This window comes from Mycolicibacterium wolinskyi str. Jessa 2025 (assembly GCF_049241375.1).
Classification (GTDB): Bacteria; Actinomycetota; Actinomycetes; order Mycobacteriales; family Mycobacteriaceae; genus Mycobacterium; species Mycobacterium wolinskyi.
This window is the reverse complement of record NZ_CP185960.1, coordinates 335,970-351,126: the sequence shown is the minus strand read 5'-3', so window position 1 is coordinate 351,126 and position 15,157 is coordinate 335,970. Positions and strand designations below refer to the sequence as shown.

At 66.1% G+C, this 15,157-nt stretch carries 16 protein-coding genes and 3 tRNA genes; 10 read left to right on the top strand and 9 right to left on the bottom strand.

Going from position 1 to position 15,157, the window contains the following annotated elements; all coding sequences use genetic code 11:
- Nucleotides 1-49: 49 nt before the first annotated feature.
- A complete protein-coding gene (locus ACOI2T_RS01800) occupies nt 50-613 on the top strand; it encodes a helix-turn-helix domain-containing protein (RefSeq protein ID WP_409502394.1) in 564 nt (187 codons plus the stop codon).
- Nucleotides 606-1,796, top strand: coding sequence for a tyrosine-type recombinase/integrase (locus ACOI2T_RS01795; RefSeq protein ID WP_409502735.1), 1,191 nt, complete (start codon nt 606-608; stop codon nt 1,794-1,796). The genes ACOI2T_RS01800 and ACOI2T_RS01795 overlap by 8 nt, the downstream gene beginning before the upstream one ends.
- Before the next feature lie 53 nt (nt 1,797-1,849).
- On the opposite strand, the gene ACOI2T_RS01790 is transcribed toward ACOI2T_RS01795, so the two are convergent.
- Together ACOI2T_RS01790 and ACOI2T_RS01785 are read right to left on the bottom strand one after the other, a co-directional pair.
- A tRNA-Arg gene (locus tag ACOI2T_RS01790) sits at nt 1,850-1,922 on the bottom strand.
- 36 nt (nt 1,923-1,958) lie between these two features.
- Nucleotides 1,959-2,050, bottom strand: a tRNA-Ser gene (locus ACOI2T_RS01785).
- An 88-nt stretch (nt 2,051-2,138) separates the two neighbouring features.
- On the opposite strand from ACOI2T_RS01785, the gene hisC reads away from it, so the two are divergent.
- A complete protein-coding gene (hisC, locus tag ACOI2T_RS01780; protein ID WP_409502393.1) occupies nt 2,139-3,185 on the top strand; it encodes a histidinol-phosphate transaminase in 1,047 nt (348 codons plus the stop codon).
- 22 nt (nt 3,186-3,207) lie between these two features.
- Nucleotides 3,208-3,669 (top strand): DUF4334 domain-containing protein, encoded by a 462-nt coding sequence (locus tag ACOI2T_RS01775; protein WP_067851517.1) that lies wholly within the window; start codon nt 3,208-3,210, stop codon nt 3,667-3,669.
- Here the strand turns inward: ACOI2T_RS01775 and ACOI2T_RS01770 are convergent.
- The gene (locus tag ACOI2T_RS01770) at nt 3,666-4,205 is read right to left on the bottom strand and encodes a TIGR03086 family metal-binding protein (RefSeq protein WP_110775067.1); all 540 of its coding nucleotides are present in this window, start codon (nt 4,203-4,205) and stop codon (nt 3,666-3,668) included. The genes ACOI2T_RS01775 and ACOI2T_RS01770 overlap by 4 nt on opposite strands.
- A gap of 19 nt (nt 4,206-4,224) precedes the next feature.
- On the opposite strand from ACOI2T_RS01770, the gene ACOI2T_RS01765 reads away from it, so the two are divergent.
- On the top strand, nt 4,225-5,040 hold the full coding sequence (locus tag ACOI2T_RS01765) for a crotonase/enoyl-CoA hydratase family protein (RefSeq protein WP_067851513.1): 816 nt from the start codon (nt 4,225-4,227) through the stop codon (nt 5,038-5,040).
- Here the strand turns inward: ACOI2T_RS01765 and ACOI2T_RS01760 are convergent.
- Together ACOI2T_RS01760 and ACOI2T_RS01755 are read right to left on the bottom strand one after the other, a co-directional pair.
- Entirely contained in the window at nt 5,027-5,938 is a 912-nt protein-coding gene (locus ACOI2T_RS01760) for an NAD-dependent epimerase/dehydratase family protein (RefSeq protein WP_409502392.1), read from the bottom strand. The genes ACOI2T_RS01765 and ACOI2T_RS01760 overlap by 14 nt on opposite strands.
- On the bottom strand, nt 5,938-6,351 hold the full coding sequence (locus ACOI2T_RS01755) for a hypothetical protein (protein ID WP_085144499.1): 414 nt from the start codon (nt 6,349-6,351) through the stop codon (nt 5,938-5,940). Before ACOI2T_RS01755 ends, ACOI2T_RS01760 begins: the two co-directional genes overlap by 1 nt.
- A gap of 46 nt (nt 6,352-6,397) precedes the next feature.
- On the opposite strand from ACOI2T_RS01755, the gene pdxR reads away from it, so the two are divergent.
- Nucleotides 6,398-7,786 carry a MocR-like pyridoxine biosynthesis transcription factor PdxR gene (gene pdxR / locus ACOI2T_RS01750; RefSeq protein WP_409502391.1) on the top strand — a complete coding sequence of 463 codons (1,389 nt, stop codon included), beginning with the start codon at nt 6,398-6,400 and terminating at the stop codon, nt 7,784-7,786.
- Nucleotides 7,787-7,938: 152 nt separating this feature from the next.
- The gene (locus tag ACOI2T_RS01745; protein WP_409502390.1) at nt 7,939-8,652 is read left to right on the top strand and encodes a cutinase family protein; all 714 of its coding nucleotides are present in this window, start codon (nt 7,939-7,941) and stop codon (nt 8,650-8,652) included.
- 43 nt (nt 8,653-8,695) lie between these two features.
- Here the strand turns inward: ACOI2T_RS01745 and ACOI2T_RS01740 are convergent, their stop codons facing one another.
- Nucleotides 8,696-9,430 (bottom strand): DUF6882 domain-containing protein, encoded by a 735-nt coding sequence (locus ACOI2T_RS01740; protein ID WP_409502389.1) that lies wholly within the window; start codon nt 9,428-9,430, stop codon nt 8,696-8,698.
- A 111-nt stretch (nt 9,431-9,541) separates the two neighbouring features.
- On the opposite strand from ACOI2T_RS01740, the gene ACOI2T_RS01735 reads away from it, so the two are divergent.
- The gene (locus ACOI2T_RS01735; protein ID WP_409502388.1) at nt 9,542-10,207 is read left to right on the top strand and encodes a DUF6891 domain-containing protein; all 666 of its coding nucleotides are present in this window, start codon (nt 9,542-9,544) and stop codon (nt 10,205-10,207) included.
- Nucleotides 10,208-10,211: 4 nt separating this feature from the next.
- Here the strand turns inward: ACOI2T_RS01735 and ACOI2T_RS01730 are convergent.
- Together ACOI2T_RS01730 and ACOI2T_RS01725 are read right to left on the bottom strand one after the other, a co-directional pair.
- Nucleotides 10,212-10,301, bottom strand: a tRNA-Ser gene (locus ACOI2T_RS01730).
- A 19-nt stretch (nt 10,302-10,320) separates the two neighbouring features.
- Entirely contained in the window at nt 10,321-10,833 is a 513-nt protein-coding gene (locus ACOI2T_RS01725; protein ID WP_067851500.1) for a MarR family winged helix-turn-helix transcriptional regulator, read from the bottom strand.
- Between the two features lie 67 nt (nt 10,834-10,900).
- On the opposite strand from ACOI2T_RS01725, the gene ACOI2T_RS01720 reads away from it, so the two are divergent.
- The gene (locus ACOI2T_RS01720; protein WP_409502387.1) at nt 10,901-11,869 is read left to right on the top strand and encodes an NAD(P)H-quinone oxidoreductase; all 969 of its coding nucleotides are present in this window, start codon (nt 10,901-10,903) and stop codon (nt 11,867-11,869) included.
- Here ACOI2T_RS01720 and ACOI2T_RS01715 read toward each other — a convergent pair.
- Entirely contained in the window at nt 11,866-13,062 is a 1,197-nt protein-coding gene (locus ACOI2T_RS01715) for a cysteine desulfurase-like protein (protein ID WP_067851496.1), read from the bottom strand. The genes ACOI2T_RS01720 and ACOI2T_RS01715 overlap by 4 nt on opposite strands.
- Before the next feature lie 124 nt (nt 13,063-13,186).
- On the opposite strand from ACOI2T_RS01715, the gene ACOI2T_RS01710 reads away from it, so the two are divergent.
- Nucleotides 13,187-15,154, top strand: a complete 1,968-nt coding sequence (locus ACOI2T_RS01710) for a DUF6541 family protein (protein WP_409502386.1) — start codon at nt 13,187-13,189, stop codon at nt 15,152-15,154.
- Nucleotides 15,155-15,157 lie beyond the last annotated feature (3 nt).

Genomic DNA, 15,157 nt, shown 5'->3' with positions numbered 1-15,157 from the left:
GTTCTAACATGAGTTGAATCTGGCCGCAAGCAGTGCGATTCTGTGTTTGATGAACATATGGGAGCTCGACCATGCTCACCGAGTTGGCAAGGAAGTCCAGCGGCTCAGGAAGTCCAGCGGGCTCACCGCGCAGCAACTTGGGGACAGGACCGAGAAACTCGGTTTGAAGATGACCCGTCAGGCGATCAGCGATCTAGAGAACGGGCGGCGCAGGTACGTCACGACGGCCGAGCTGGTCGTCCTCGCGGCTGCGCTGAACACATCTCCGGTGGTATTGATCTATCCGGCCCCATATGACGAAATGATTGAAGTTCTACCAGGGGTCGAGGCGTCGAAATTCACAGCAGCCGAATGGTTTTCTGCAAAGACGTGGTTCGGAGTAGCCGAAAAACCGGGGGATGATCCCGTGGCGAAATGGCAGGATGCGGTCAACAAGCTCAACTTAAATCGGCGACTGGCTGACTTGCAGCAGCAGCGCACCCGGGCGCAGCTAGAGGCCATGGATACCGATTCCACGCCTGAGAATCTGACTTTGTACCACAGCCGACTCAAGCTGCTCGATGACTCCATTGCAGACATCCGGTTGCGCCTGGGGATCGATGGCGATGCCTAGGCAGCGTATGGCCCCCGGTGAGCACGGACGGATCACCGAAAGATCGAGCGATGGAAGGTTTTTCGCAACGACATACGTGCGGGATTCAGACGGGCGACGACGCCGAGTTGAACGGTCCAGTCTGAAGTCCGCCGAGGATGCGCGACGGCTTCTGCAGCGTCACCTGAAGGACCGCAGGACGCCAGTCGTGGACCAGGAGATCAACGACAAGACGACGGTGTCTGAGTTGTTCGACGTATGGATTCTGGCGAAGGCTGCCGAGGATGGCGTGTCGCCGCAGACGGCCGACCAGTACCGCCAGGTCTGGGCGAAGCATGGCGCGGCCCAATTGGGTGCATTGCGGGTGGCGGAGGTCGATCCGCTTCGGGCACAACGACACCTGCAGAGCATGGGTCCGACGACTCAGGCCAAGCGGCTGCGGATGATCCTCGTGGGTATGTTCTCTCTCGCCGTACGTTTCAACGTGGTGGCAGTGAACCCTATCCGGGAAGCGCGGCCGACGAAGTCTGTGCCGAAGACTGTGACCCGCGAGATCCGCCCCGACGATCTCGTCAGGGTACGTGAAGCCGTCCGCACCTACGCGGATCGGGAGGGGCCGGGCCCGCGGCCGGGTCGACTGCTGCCGGCGTTCGTCGATCTTCTGGTGGCGACGGGAGCGAGGCCGAGCGAAGTTCTGGCGTTGCGGTGGTCAGATTGCGATTTGGGCGCGGAGCCTCCGACTGTGACGGTCCGGGGCACGCTGATCGACCATGGCCGTGTCGCGGGGCAGCCGCTGCATCGTCAGGACAAGCGGAAGGGTGGCGCTCCGGAGCACACCGTTGTTCTCCCCCGGCTCGGGGTTGAGGCGCTGGAGGGGCTTAAGTCTGATGCTGCCGCCGATGACAGCCCGGTGTTCGCGAACCGCGACGGTGGGTGGGTGTCGCTGGCGAACATGCGGCGGTCTCTGCGGGCCGCGCTGCCCGAGGATCTCCAGACAACGATCACGCCGCACACGTTTCGGCGAGCGGTCGCCACGGTGGTGAGGAACGCTCTCGGTCCCGACAAGGCCCAACAGCAGTTGAGTCACGCGAAGCTGGCCACGACCGAGAAGCACTACCTTCAGCGCCACACTCACGGCCCGGATGTACGGAACGTGTTGGACGAGTACGCAGGCGTCCGGGCGATGAATGTGGCGGGAAAGTAGCGGCTCCCGGGCGTGTTGCCTGTGCCGCGGGAGCCGTTCGTACTGCTAGAAAGCGCGCCCGAAGGGATTCGAACCCCTAACCTTCTGATCCGTAGTCAGATGCTCTATCCGTTGAGCTACGGGCGCAGTGCATATTCAGTTGTTCGGTTGACGGATCAACCGTGGCGGAGGCGAGAGGATTTGAACCTCCGGTCCCCGGTAAGGGGGACAACTCATTAGCAGTGAGTCCCATTCGGCCGCTCTGGCACGCCTCCTTTGAACTTCTGTGAGGGTACCGGACTCCGTCCTGGTGCCCGAAACCGCCGAGGGCACAGCGTACACAGCCTCCCCTATGCTGGCCAAATGAGTATCCGGTTGCGACCCGAAATGGCAGACCTTCCTGCCTACACACCAGGCAAAACAGTACCGGGCGCAATCAAGATCGCCAGCAATGAAACCGTGCACGGTCCGCTGCCGAGCGTGCGCGATGCGATCGTCAAGGCGACCGAGAACATCAACCGCTATCCCGACAACGGCTACCAGGACCTGCGCGAACACCTCGCCAAGCACGTCAACTTCGCGCCCGAGAACATCTCGGTGGGCTGCGGTTCGGTGAGTTTGTGCCAGCAGTTGATACAAATCACATCGACCGTCGGCGACGAAGTGCTGTTCGCGTGGCGCAGTTTCGAGATCTATCCGCTGCAGGTGCGCACCGCCGGCGCGACCGGCGTCCAGGTGGCGTTGCGTGACCATACTCACGATCTCGACGCGATGCTCGCCGCGGTCACCGACCGGACGCGGCTGATCTTCGTCTGCAATCCGAACAATCCGACCAGCACCGTGGTCGACCCGGACGAGTTGGCCCGGTTCGTGGCCGCGGTGCCACCGCACATCCTGATCGTGCTCGACGAGGCCTACGTCGAGTACATCCGCGACGGCATGGCGCCGGACAGCCTCGGACTGGTGCGGGCCCATCCCAACGTCGTCGTCCTGCGCACGTTCTCGAAGGCCTACGGGCTGGCCGGGCTGCGCGTCGGCTATGCCGTGGCCGACCCGGACATCGTCACGGCCCTCGGCAAGGTGTACGTGCCGTTCAGCGCGACCAGCATCTCGCAGGCCGCGGCCATCGCGTGTCTCGGCGCCGCCGATGAACTCCTGACCCGTACCGACGCGGTGGTGGCCGAGCGCACCCGGGTCAGCGCGGCGCTGCGCGAGGCCGGGTACGAGCTGCCGCCCTCGCAGGCCAACTTCGTGTGGCTGCCGTTGGCCGAACGCACGCTGGATTTCGTCGCGAGGGCTGCCGACAGCCGCATCGTGGTGCGGCCGTACGGTGAGGACGGCGTGCGCGTCACCATCGGTGCCCCGCACGAGAACGATGCGTTCCTGGAATTCGCACAGCGCTGGATCTAGCCCCCCGCCGAGGAGATGACACATGGCCGACGCACGCGCCACGTTCGACGATTTCACCAAGCGGGAGGGGCAGATCCCCGATGCCGAACTCGACGCGCTCTGGGCCGTTCTGACGCCCGTGAGCATCGATTTCATGATCGGTGAGTGGCAGGGCGGCGAGTTCCAGACCGGACACAAGGCCAACGGATTCATGAAGCGGCTCAACTGGTTCGGCAAGACCTTCAACTCGCCGTCCGACGCCAAGCCGCTGGTGTGCCTCGACGCCGACGGCAACAAGTTCTCCAACACCGAAGCGATGAACGGCGAAGCCAGCCTGTGGCTCGAGGAGTTCCGCGGTGAGGTGACCGCGACCATGGTCTACGACGGCCGCCCGGTCCACGACCACTTCAAGAAGGTCGACGACAACACCGTCATGGGCATCATGAACGGCAAGGGCGCCGTGGTTGACGGGCGCTACCTGTACTTCTACCTGCAGCGCGTCTAAGGCCGGCGGCCGGTGAAGGCCAACAGCCGGTCGAGCGCCGACGCGTCGTCGGGCACGTCGGCCGGGTCGTCGAAACCGGCGCGTACCCGCCCCTCGGGCGTGATGATCGCCCGCGCCCACTCGAGCACACGCTCCGACTGCTCGTCGGATGGGGGCACGGTCTGACCGGTCGCAGCCGCGTAATCCCAGGCGTGCACCAGGAATTCCAGTGACAGGATGCGGGCCATCATCGCCGCGGGCGCCTCACCCGATCCGAACGGCACCATGCCGTCCAATCCGCGCCGCCGCCATGCCGCGACCGCGGGGCGCGCGGCACTGACGACCTGATCCGCCACCGACGCGGCACGGTCACGCTCGGGGATCTCCGCACCGGCCGCCGTGCCGATCAGGGTGATCGAGTTCAGGAGGTGGTCGGTCAACGAAGCCACGTCGAATTCGCGACACGGCGTTTGGTTACCGAGGTCGTCGTCACCGATGCCCTGGAGTACCTGCTGCAGCACGTCGAGCGTCGACTCGGCGCATTCGAGTTCGTCCATGCTGAGTAGTGTCGCCTGCATGGCTGACACGTACGAGTCCGTTACCGTCGAGATCTCCGATCACATCGCGCAGGTGACGCTCATCGGACCCGGCAAGGGCAATGCGATGGGCCCGGCGTTCTGGGCCGAGATGCCCGACGTGTTCGGCTCGCTCGACGCCGATCCGGACGTGCGCGCGATCGTGCTCACGGGTTCCGGGAAGAACTTCAGCTATGGCCTCGACCTGCCCGCGATGGGTGGCGAGATGCCGGGCCTTGATGCGGGCGCCAAGTCACGTGCCGACTTCCACAAGCGCCTGCAGAAGATGCAGGGCGCCATCACCGCGGTGGCCGACTGCCGTACCCCGACCATCGCCTCCATTCACGGCTGGTGCATCGGCGGCGGTGTCGACCTCATCAGCGCGGTGGACATCCGCTATGCGAGCGCCGACGCGAAGTTCTCGGTGCGCGAGGTCAAGCTCGCGATCGTCGCCGACGTCGGCAGCCTCGCCCGGTTGCCGTTGATCCTGACCGACGGACACCTGCGCGAGCTGACCTTGACCGGCAAGGACATTGACGCGGCACGCGCCGAGAAGATCGGTCTGGTCAACGACGTCTATGACGACGCCGACGCCTCGCTCGCCGCGGCACGCGCGACTGCCGCCGAGATCGCCGCCAACCCGCCGTTGACCGTCGCAGGGGTCAAGGACGTGCTCGATCAGCAGCGCATCGCCCGGGTGTCGGAGAGCCTGCGGTACGTGGCCGCATGGAACTCGGCGTTCCTGCCGTCGAAGGATCTGGCCGAGGCGGTCACCGCGATGTTCCAGAAACGGCCGCCGCAGTTCACCGGGGAATAGGCGTCCAGCCCAGTTCGGCTTTGGCCTTCGCGTTCGACAGCGGTAGCCATGTCGTGCCGAATGCGGTTGCCGCGTACGGTGCGACGGGTCGGACCAGGCGGTGCGAGATCGGCCACGGCCGTGGGCGGTTCAGTTTCGCGTTGAGCTCGCGGACGTAGTCGCCGAACGACTGGGGCCGGTCGTCGACGATGTTGTAGATCTCGCCGCCGCGCCCCTTCTCGAGCGCATCGGCGGTCGCGCGTGCGACATCGTCGATGTGCACCCATGACACGATGCCGTTTCCGGTCATCGCGGGCAGCAGCCACCATTTTGCGAGCCGGCGGAACATGTCGTCGTGCGTCACTCCAGGACCGTAGAAAGCGCCGTAGCGCAACACGATTCCCTCGGTGTCACTCTTCTGACCCGACCCGAGGACGTTGCGTTCCATGCCGCGCAGTGCGGCAAGTACCTCGGCGCCGCCGGGCGGCGGAGGTCCCGGGTACGGGTCGGACTCGTCCATCACGTCCGGTCCGGTGGAGCCGTAGCCGTAGGCGAAGATCACCGATTCCGCGACCACTCGGCGTACGCCAGCCCGCTGGGCGGCCGCGACAAGGTTGCCCGCGCCTCGGCTCCACAGCTCTTTTGCCGGATCGAAATCCTTGATCCGCAACGGACCCAACTTGGGCAGCGTCGTCAGCAGGCTGACCACCACCTCAGGGGTGAATTCGCCTACCACAGCGTCGATCTGGCCGGCGTCGAGCACGTCGGCCACCACCGGCTTGGCCCGGGCCTCGGAAATCTTGGTCGTCTTCGCGGCCGAACGGGTCACCCCGATCACCTCGTGACCGCGCGAAATCAGTTCCCGCAGCAGTGGTATTCCCGGAACACTGGTCGCACCGGCCACCAGAACACGCATCATCAAGCCCCCGTTTTCTCATCGGACATGCCGGCCCGCAACGCGATTGCCAGCAGGACTGTGGTGAACACCAAACCGCCAGCTTCCAGCCAACCGACCCAACTGCCCGCGGCATGGTCGGTATCGACAAGGTGACTCACGGCGTGCAGGCCCCAGTGCGCGGTCGCGAATGCGAGCGCAGGCACGCGCCACGCCGGCCACCGGACCGCGCCGAGCATCAACAGCCCGAGGGGCAGTTCGAAGGATGCGTTGTCAAAGATGTAGTGGTCATTTCGGACACCGAACGCGCCGAGCGTGTCGAAGAACGTGCCGGGCGCGACGAGCATGAACAGCCCGAGCAGCACCGAGTAGATCCCGAACACGATCAGCACCACTTCGGCATACCGCGAACGCGTCCGTGTCGCCGTGGTGGACATGTCTTCACGCTAGACCCCTGGTGGACTCCGAGTAGGCTCCAATTCCATGACGATTTCGGGTACCACTTCCGGTCCTGAACTGCTCGTCGAACTGGACCGCACGAGCAGGACTCCGCTGCACCGCCAACTCGCTGACGGGTTGCGCGACGCGATCCGCACGGGACGGCTGGCCCCGGATGCGCGGATGCCGTCGACGCGGGTGCTGGCCACCGATCTCGGGGTGTCGCGCCGGCTCGTGGTCGAGGCGTACGGGCAGCTGTCCGCGGAAGGTTTCCTGCACAGCACCCGGGGCGCGGGCACGCGCGTGGCCGCGGTAGGTGCCGCACCGGAATCGTCGCGGCCCCGGTTCGACGTTCCACACCGGTACACGATCGATTTCGCGCCCGGCTCACCGGATCTCGCGAGTTTTCCGCGGCAGGCATGGCTACGGGCGTTACGCCAGGGCCTGGCCGAGATCGAGTCCAGCGCATTCGGTTACGTCGCGCCGCACGGACTGCCCACCGCACGTGCCGCGGTGGCCGACTATCTGCGGCGCACCCGGGGCGTCGTCGCCGACCCGAGCCACATCGTGCTGTGCTCAGGGGCGAGCCAGGCCGTCGCGTTGCTCACCCGGTGCGTGCAGACACCCGTCGCGATGGAAGAACCCGGCTTCTGGCTGCATCGAAAGATACTGGAGCACAACGGCATCGAGCCCATCGCGATCCCGATCGACACCGATGGGCTCGACGTCGCAGCGCTGGCCGACAGCGACGCCGCCACCGTGCTGACCACCCCGGCCCACCAATCGCCGACCGGTGTGGTGCTGTCGGCGGCGCGCCGTACCGCCCTGCTGGAGTGGGCGCGCGGTGGCCACCTGATCATCGAGGACGACTACGACGCCGAATACCGTTACGACCGCGCACCCGTGGGCGCGTTACAGGGCGTCGCACCCGATCGGGTGGTGTATGTGGGTTCGACGAGCAAGACCCTCGCGCCGGGTCTGCGGATCGGCTGGATGGTGCTACCCGACGAGCTCGTCGCGCCGGTCCGGGCCGCCAAAGCCTTTGCCGACACCGGTAGTTCGGTGATGGATCAGATCGCCTTCAGCCACATGCTGAGTTCGGGCGCCTACGACCGCCACCTGCGCCAGATGCGACGGCGCTACCTGGGCCGCCGCAACACCTTGCTTGAGGCACTGTCGGCATACCTGCCCGAGGCAACGGTGCTCGGTACGGCGGCGGGCGTTCACCTCACCGTGCGATTCCCTTCCGGTTTTCCGATCGACGAAATGGTCCGGCGGATCACCGACCTGCGCGTGCGGGTCGAGCCGCTGGCACCGTGCTACTCCGATCCGGCGACCGCGCCGCCGGGCCTGATCCTCGGCTACGCGAACCTCACCGAATCGCAGATCGTCGCCGGAGTGCGGATGTTGAGCCGCGCGGCGGCCGGCCTGTGAACTAAACCACACAATCGGGCGGTTTCGATCAGTGCGATCGCGGCAACAGACGCTACGGTTAGAAGTGCTAGAGAATTCTCATCCTGGTCGCTCGCGCATTGCTGGAGTCGACCAGCCGATTGGATGGGAACTACCGGACCGAGGGGTCGACAATGAGCTCAAGCTCAGGTCTGCCGCGGCTAGCTGTCGCGGTGGCGACGGGGGTTTTGTCTGGGGCGTTGGCGTTCGTGTCGCTGATCGCCGCCCCGTTGGCCGGGGCTGCGCCGCCCTGCCCTGATGTACAGGTGGTGTTCGCGCGCGGCACGTTCGAGCCGCCGGGTGTCGGTGTCACCGGCCAGGCGTTCGTCGATGCGCTGCGCGGAAAGCTCGGCGACCGATCGATGGATGTGTACGCCGTGAATTATCCAGCGTCGCTGGACTTTCCGAGAGCCGCCGACGGGGTCATCGACGCCAGCAACAAGGTCCGCGACGTGGCGGCCAACTGCCCCAACACCAAGACGGTGCTCGGAGGCTACTCACAGGGCGCCGCGGTCGCGGCCTACATCACCGCGGATGCAGTGCCGGCGAACTTCGTGCTGCCGCCCGGTATCACGGGTCCGATGCCGCCCGACGTCGCCGACAGCGTGGCGGCGGTGACACTGTTCGGCAAGCCGTCGACCGGGTTCATGAACATCGTCCAATCCACCGCGCCGCCGATCAACATCGGTCACCTGTACACGGACAAGACCATCGACCTGTGCATCAACACCGATCCGGTCTGCTCAGCGAGCGGCGGCGATGCGGGCACACACAACCTGTACGCGACGAACGGGATGGTGGACGAAGCCGCCACCTACGTCGCGCAGCGCGTGCAAGCGCGCACTTGATGCGGTTCGAAACCGTCTATCGCACAGGCGGTATCGGTGATGACTACGCCGGCCCACCGAGCGTTCCACGCAGTGCGGTGAGCCGCGCGTAGCCATCGAACTCCGCGGTAACCGAGTTGCCCGTCACCGGATCCGACACTTGGGCGCGGCCCCAGTCCTCGGTCCAGTCGATGGCCCATCCCGCCATCTCCGCGAGACCGTGGAGCGCGGCACGGTGGTCCTCGATCGTGCCCGCGCCCAACGCCATCGGCACCCTGGTCAGGAACCGGTGGTCGATCCTGGGTTTCGTGAAATCGAGGTCGCCGAGTAACAGCACGGCGAGGGTGCCACCGCCGACCCCGACGATGTAGGTCAGCCCGCCTCCCGTCACCGAAGCCACCACCGCACCAACCTCGAGCGCCGCGTATTCAGCTGCGGTATCCGCATCGTCGCCGACCGCGAAGGGCACCTCGTCGTTCAGCAAGCTCGGCAGCCCGTCCGCCCGACCGCGCTCGAGAATCATCTGGGCGCCCGCGCGGCCGCCGTTGGGCAACGCCCGACCCCACATCATGGACTGCGGCCCCGGCGCAACGCTGGCCATCAACTCGACGCTGGTCTCGATCGTCGCGCCGGTGCCCTTGCCCGTGAAGACAAATGAATCGCTGACGAGATCCGCCGCATAGTCGAACTCACCGCCAAGCCGCTCCTGCACTCCCTCCTGGAGCGAGAGCTGAGTCAGCGCGGCGTACAGCGCGCCACGGTCGTGCAGTACTCGCAAGTCGTCGAACGCGATCGCCACATCGACGACACTAGAGGCCCATCACCGCCGCGGCGACACCAACGACCAACGCTACGATCACCACCGCATAGTGAATTCCGCCGATCGACAGCACATCTGGAGGCCAGCGCCGTGAGCGCACTGTTGTACCCCAACACCATTCCCGACTACGCGCTGCTGCCCGATCTGCCACTCGACGCCGACGAGCGCACCGAACTGATCGGCAACATCTGGGAACAGCTGGTGACCGGCAACGGCGACGTCGAGGATTTCGTCGAGGTGTTCGCCGAGGACTACGACCTGACCGAGGAGCAACTCAGCGCGGCCTTCTTCGCGCTCCGCGACGCACGGCTGCGCCAGCAGGCGGAGATCGGCGACTACCGGTCCCGCACGCGCGCGGCCTTCGACGAGCTCAACGCCAACGGCGTGATCGCCCGTGCCGACTTCACGTGCTGCGGAACGTGCGCGTCCGCCGAGATCGGCGACGAGCGCGATGACAGCCGGCACTGGCGCGGCTTCGTCTATTTCCACAGCCAGGACACCGATCGTCTGATCGAGGACGGTGCGACCTACATCGGCTATGGAGCATTCGAACCGGAAGACTTCGATGAGGACGCGTACAACCGGCTCAGCGACGACGCGAAGCGGGATCTCTATTTCGGGGACGTCATCCGGATGCTCGACGAGGTCGTGTTTCCCATCGTGCGACGCCATGGCATCGAACCGGAGTGGAACCGCGATCTGGGGACACGAGTCCTGCTCACCAACGCCGACTGGTACGCGCCGATCGAGAGCTGACGTGTGGCGGTGGCGGAGGGATTTGAACCCCCGGACGGTGTTAGCCGTCTCTCGCTTTCAAGGCGAGTGCATTAGGCCGCTCTGCCACGCCACCGTCGACAAGAGTACGGCCTTCACACCCGGCCGATCTTGGCGGGCGGTGCTCCGTTCTTCAACGCGGCGCTGATGCGGCGACAGTTCTCGCCCATCGCGGCCATCTGCGGGCGGGAAAGCCGACCGAGGAAGTGCGCGCGTACGCCCTGTCCATAGGTCACCATCGCCTCACGGACGGCGGTCCTGCCGTCGTCGGTGATCGTGGCGATCACGCCGCGACCGTCGTCAGGGCTCGCACACCTGGTCACCAGGTTCTGCACTTCGAGCCGACGGATCTGCCGGGTCACCCGGCTGGGCAATGACATCAACCGCTCGGCGAGATCCCCCATCCGCGCCGAGCCGGTCGGTGACTTGTCCAGAATGTCGAGCAGACGCACATCGTTGAGCGTCAGGTGATGCGCGTCGACCAGCGAGCGGTTCAACGTCGCATACAAGCGCAGGGCCGAGTCGAGGTAGTTCTGCCACGACCTCTGCTCGGCGATATCGAGACCCGGCATGTCACCAGCCGTGCGCCCCGCGATCATCCCCTCCATGCGCGCAATCGTAAGGGACGTAAGTATTGCTGCGCGGGCGAAATTGCAGGGTTGTAGCGTTGATTTAATGCATGCAATCGCGGCCGCCGCAGACGGACAACTGACCTGGGAAAACGTCGCCGATATCACGGCAGCAAATTCTGAAATCCTGATCGAGGTTCACACCGCGGGCATCAACCGCGCGGACTTGCTACAGGCCGCCGGTAAATATCCGCCCCCGCCGGGCGCCAGTGACATCATCGGCCTCGAGGTTTCCGGCACGATCGCCGCACTCGGTGACGGTGTGACCGGATGGTCGATCGGGCAACCTGTGTGTGCATTGCTGGCCGGGGGTGGCTATGCCGAGTACGTTTCGGTGCCCGCGGCCCAGGTGCTGCCGATCCCCGACGGCGTCAGTCTTCGCGACGCGGCCGGCCTCCCGGAAGTCGCGTGCACGGTCTGGTCCAATCTCGTGATGACGGCCGGGCTGTCCGCCGGCCATCTGGTGCTGCTGCACGGCGGTGCGAGCGGCATCGGCACCCACGCCATCCAAGTCGCCCGCGCGATCGGCGCACGGGTCGCGGTCACCGCGGGCTCCGCCGACAAGCTCGATCTGTGCCGCGATCTCGGGGCCGAGATCGCCATCAACTACCGGGACGAGGATTTCGTCGAACGACTGCGTGCCGAGAACGGCGCGGACGTGATTCTCGACATCATGGGCGCGGCATACCTGGACCGCAACGTCGACGCACTCGCGGTCGGTGGCCGGCTGGTGATCATCGGCATGCAGGGCGGCATCAAGGCCGAACTCAACATCGGCAAGCTGCTGGCCAAGCGGGCCGGCGTCATCGCGACCTCGTTGCGCCCCCGGCCCGTGGACGGTCCTGGCGGTAAAGGCGAGATCGTCGCGGCAGTGCGGGACAACGTCTGGCCGCTGATCGCCGAGGGCCGGGTCAAGCCGATCATCGGCGCCGAACTGCCCATCGAGCAGGCCCAGCGGGCCCACGAACTGCTGGCCTCGGGCGAGGTGTCGGGCAAGATCCTGCTGACGGTCTAACCGAGCGATGCGAGTGCGCGCACGAGCTGGTCGACCTCGGCGGTGGTCGAGTAGTGCGAGAGCCCGACGGTCACCGCGCCGCCGATGTCGTTGACGCCGATCACGTCGAGCACGCGGGAACTGGCGTTGGAGATCGCGAGGATCCCGTTGTCGGCCAGGCGCTGCACGACGCGCTCGGCAGGCACGTCGCGCACGGCGAAGCTCAGCACCGGAACCCGGGTCTCCGGGTTTCCGATCACCATCACCAACGGCAACGACCGCAGCGAGGTGAGGAGGTATTCGAACAGCCGGCTCATGTACGCCGCGGCCGATTGCATTGAGACAGCAAGTCTTTCGCGTCGGGTGCCGTTCGCGGACTCATCGAGGTTGGACAGGTACTCGATGCTGGCGACCACGCCGCCGAGCAGGCCGAACTGGTGCACGCCCATCTCGAGGCGCGCCGGGCCGGTGGCGTAGGGATTCAGCGACACCGAACCGAACGAATCGATGAGCGAGGGATCCCGGAACACCAGGGCACCGATCGGCGGACCGCCCCACAGCACCGCGTTGAGCGCGACGACGTCGGCGTCGATCTCGTCGAGGTCGAGCAGCCGGTAGGGCGCGGCGGCCGAATGATCGACCACCACGAGGCCACCCACCTCATGGGTCAGTTTGGTCACCTCACGCAGATCGGTGACGGTGCCCAGGGTCGACGACGCCGACGCGATCGCGACGAGGCGGGTCGGCTTGTCGATCAGCCCTTCCCACTGCCAGGCCGGCAGTTCCCCGGTCTCGATGTCGACCTCGGCCCACTTCACTTTGGCGCCATAACGATTCGCGGCCCGCAGCCACGGGGCGATGTTCGCCTCGTCGTCGAGCCGCGTCACCACCACCTCGTAACCCAGGCCGACGCGCGCCGACGACGCTTCGGCCAGTGAGGTCAGGAGATGGGCACGGTCCGCACCGAGTACCACGCCCCGCGGATCCCCGTTGACCAGATCGGCGACCGCCTGGCGGGCGGCGGTCAGGACGGCGGCACTGCGGCGCGCAGAGGGATGCGGTCCGACCGTGGTCGGCATCGAACCACGGAATGCGGTCGAGACCGTCGTTGCGACGGAGTCGGGTACCAACATGCCGTTCTGCGCATCGAAATGCACCCACCCATCGCCCAGAGAAGGGTGCAAGCCACGCACCCGGGCGACGTCGTATGCCATGCCAGCCACCTTAGAGCGTCCGCAAATATCACAAACCGACACGATTTGGTGGGCGCCCGACCGCGCGTTTCCGCTACCGAGGCCATGCTCGGACCGGGTCGCCCTGGGCAGCCATACTAGTCCAGTGGGCTTCGGGTTCGGAGTGCTAATCGCACTGTTGTTGCTGGTTATCCCCGGAGCCTTGATCGCACGGGCCGGCGGGCTGACCTTGCCGACCGCCCTCGCAGTGGGTCCGGCCTTGACGTACGGGCTCGTCGCGCTGGCGATCGTTCCATTCGGCGCCCTTGGCGTGCCATGGAACTCGTGGTCGGCATTGTTTGCTGCGATCGTGCTCAGCGGCATGGCCGCCTGCGCGCACAGATTGTTTGCCCGCTACCGCAACCGCGACGCCGAGGCACTCGCCGCCTCGCGAGGCCCCGCCCTGGTCGTCGCGGCGGGTGTGGCGCTGGGTGCGCTGCTGATCTTCGCGGCGGCCGCGGCGGGCATAGCGCACTGGCAGTCGATTCCCAGCAATTGGGATTCCGTCTGGCACGCCAACACCGTGCGGTTCATCCTCGACACTGGTCAGGCCTCGCCGACGCACATGGGCGAGCTCCGCAACGTCGAAACCCACGAGGCCCTCTACTACCCGTCGGCGTTCCACGCCCTTGCCGCGATTTTCAGTCAACTCACAGGAGCCGCGCCGACCACCGCGTACACGGTCAGCTCGGTCACCGCGGCGGTGTGGCTGTTCCCGAGCAGCGCCGCGATCCTCACTTGGCACGTGGTGCGCGGCCATGCCTCGCAATGGTGGACCGCGGGCGCGGCGGCGACCGCGGCCGCGCTGTCGGCCTCCTTCACCGCGCTGCCCTATGTCGAGTTCGACACCGCATCCATGCCGAACATGGCGGCCTACGGCATCGCGGTCCCCACGTTCGCGTTGATCACGTCCACCCTGCGGCACCGTGACCGCATTCCGCTGGCGGTGCTGGCCCTGCTCGGGGTGTTCTCGGTGCACATCACCGGTGGCGTGGTGACGGTGCTGCTGGTCGGCGCCTGGTGGTTGTTCGGGGCGGTGTGGCGTCCGGTGCGTGGGCGACTGGCCGATTCCGTAACGCTGCTGCTCGTGGGCGCACCGACGGTCGCGGTACTGCTCCCGCAGTTCCTCGGCGTGCTGCAGCAGGCCGAGATCATCGTCGGGCATGCGTTCGTCACCCATGAAGGCAAGAAACGCGGGCTCATCGACGCCGTCCTCCAGCACACGCGCCATCTCAACGACTTCCCGATCCAGTGGGCGCTTATCGTCGCGGCAGCAGGCGGGGCGGCGTACCTGATCGTCAAACGGATCTGGTGGCCGCTGGCGGTATGGCTGCTGCTCGTCGTCTCGATCGTGCACTCGTCGGCGCCGTTCGGCGGTCCCGTCGGCGCCCTCACCGGAGTGTTCAGCGACCTGTTCTACAGCGATCCGCGCCGGCTGTCCGCGGTGGTGACGCTGCTCCTGGTCGCGGCGGCAGGTATCGCGTTGTTCACCGTGGTCACCGCCGCACTGTCATGGGTCCGCGGGCAGACCGGGCGAGGCCGTGACGCGACGTGGTTGACCGTGACCGGCGTCGGGCTGGCTGTGATCTGCATCGCCGGCGCCTGGCACTATTTTCCGCGGCACAAGTTCCTGTTCGGTGAGAAATACGACTCGGTGATCATGGACGCCAAGGATCTCGATGCCTTCGCGTTCCTCGCGGAGCTGCCCGACGCGCACACGACCGTGATCGGCAACGCCAACACCGACGGCACCGCCTGGATGTACGCGATTGCTGATCTGCGCCCGCTGTGGACCCACTACGACTACCCGGTACAGCAGGGACCCGGGTATAACCGGTTCATCTTCTGGGCATACGCCGATGACGCCGACACCGATCCGCGGGTTGCCGAAGCCGTACGGGCGCTCAACATCCGCTATGTGATCACCAGCAGTCCGGTGGTGCGCGGGTTCGTCATGCCGGACGGGCTAGTGTCGCTAGATGCCTCACGGTCGTGGGAGAAGATCTACGACAACGGCGAGGACCGCATCTACCGCTGGCGCGGGGACGACGACCAACCGAACAACGACAAGTGACTG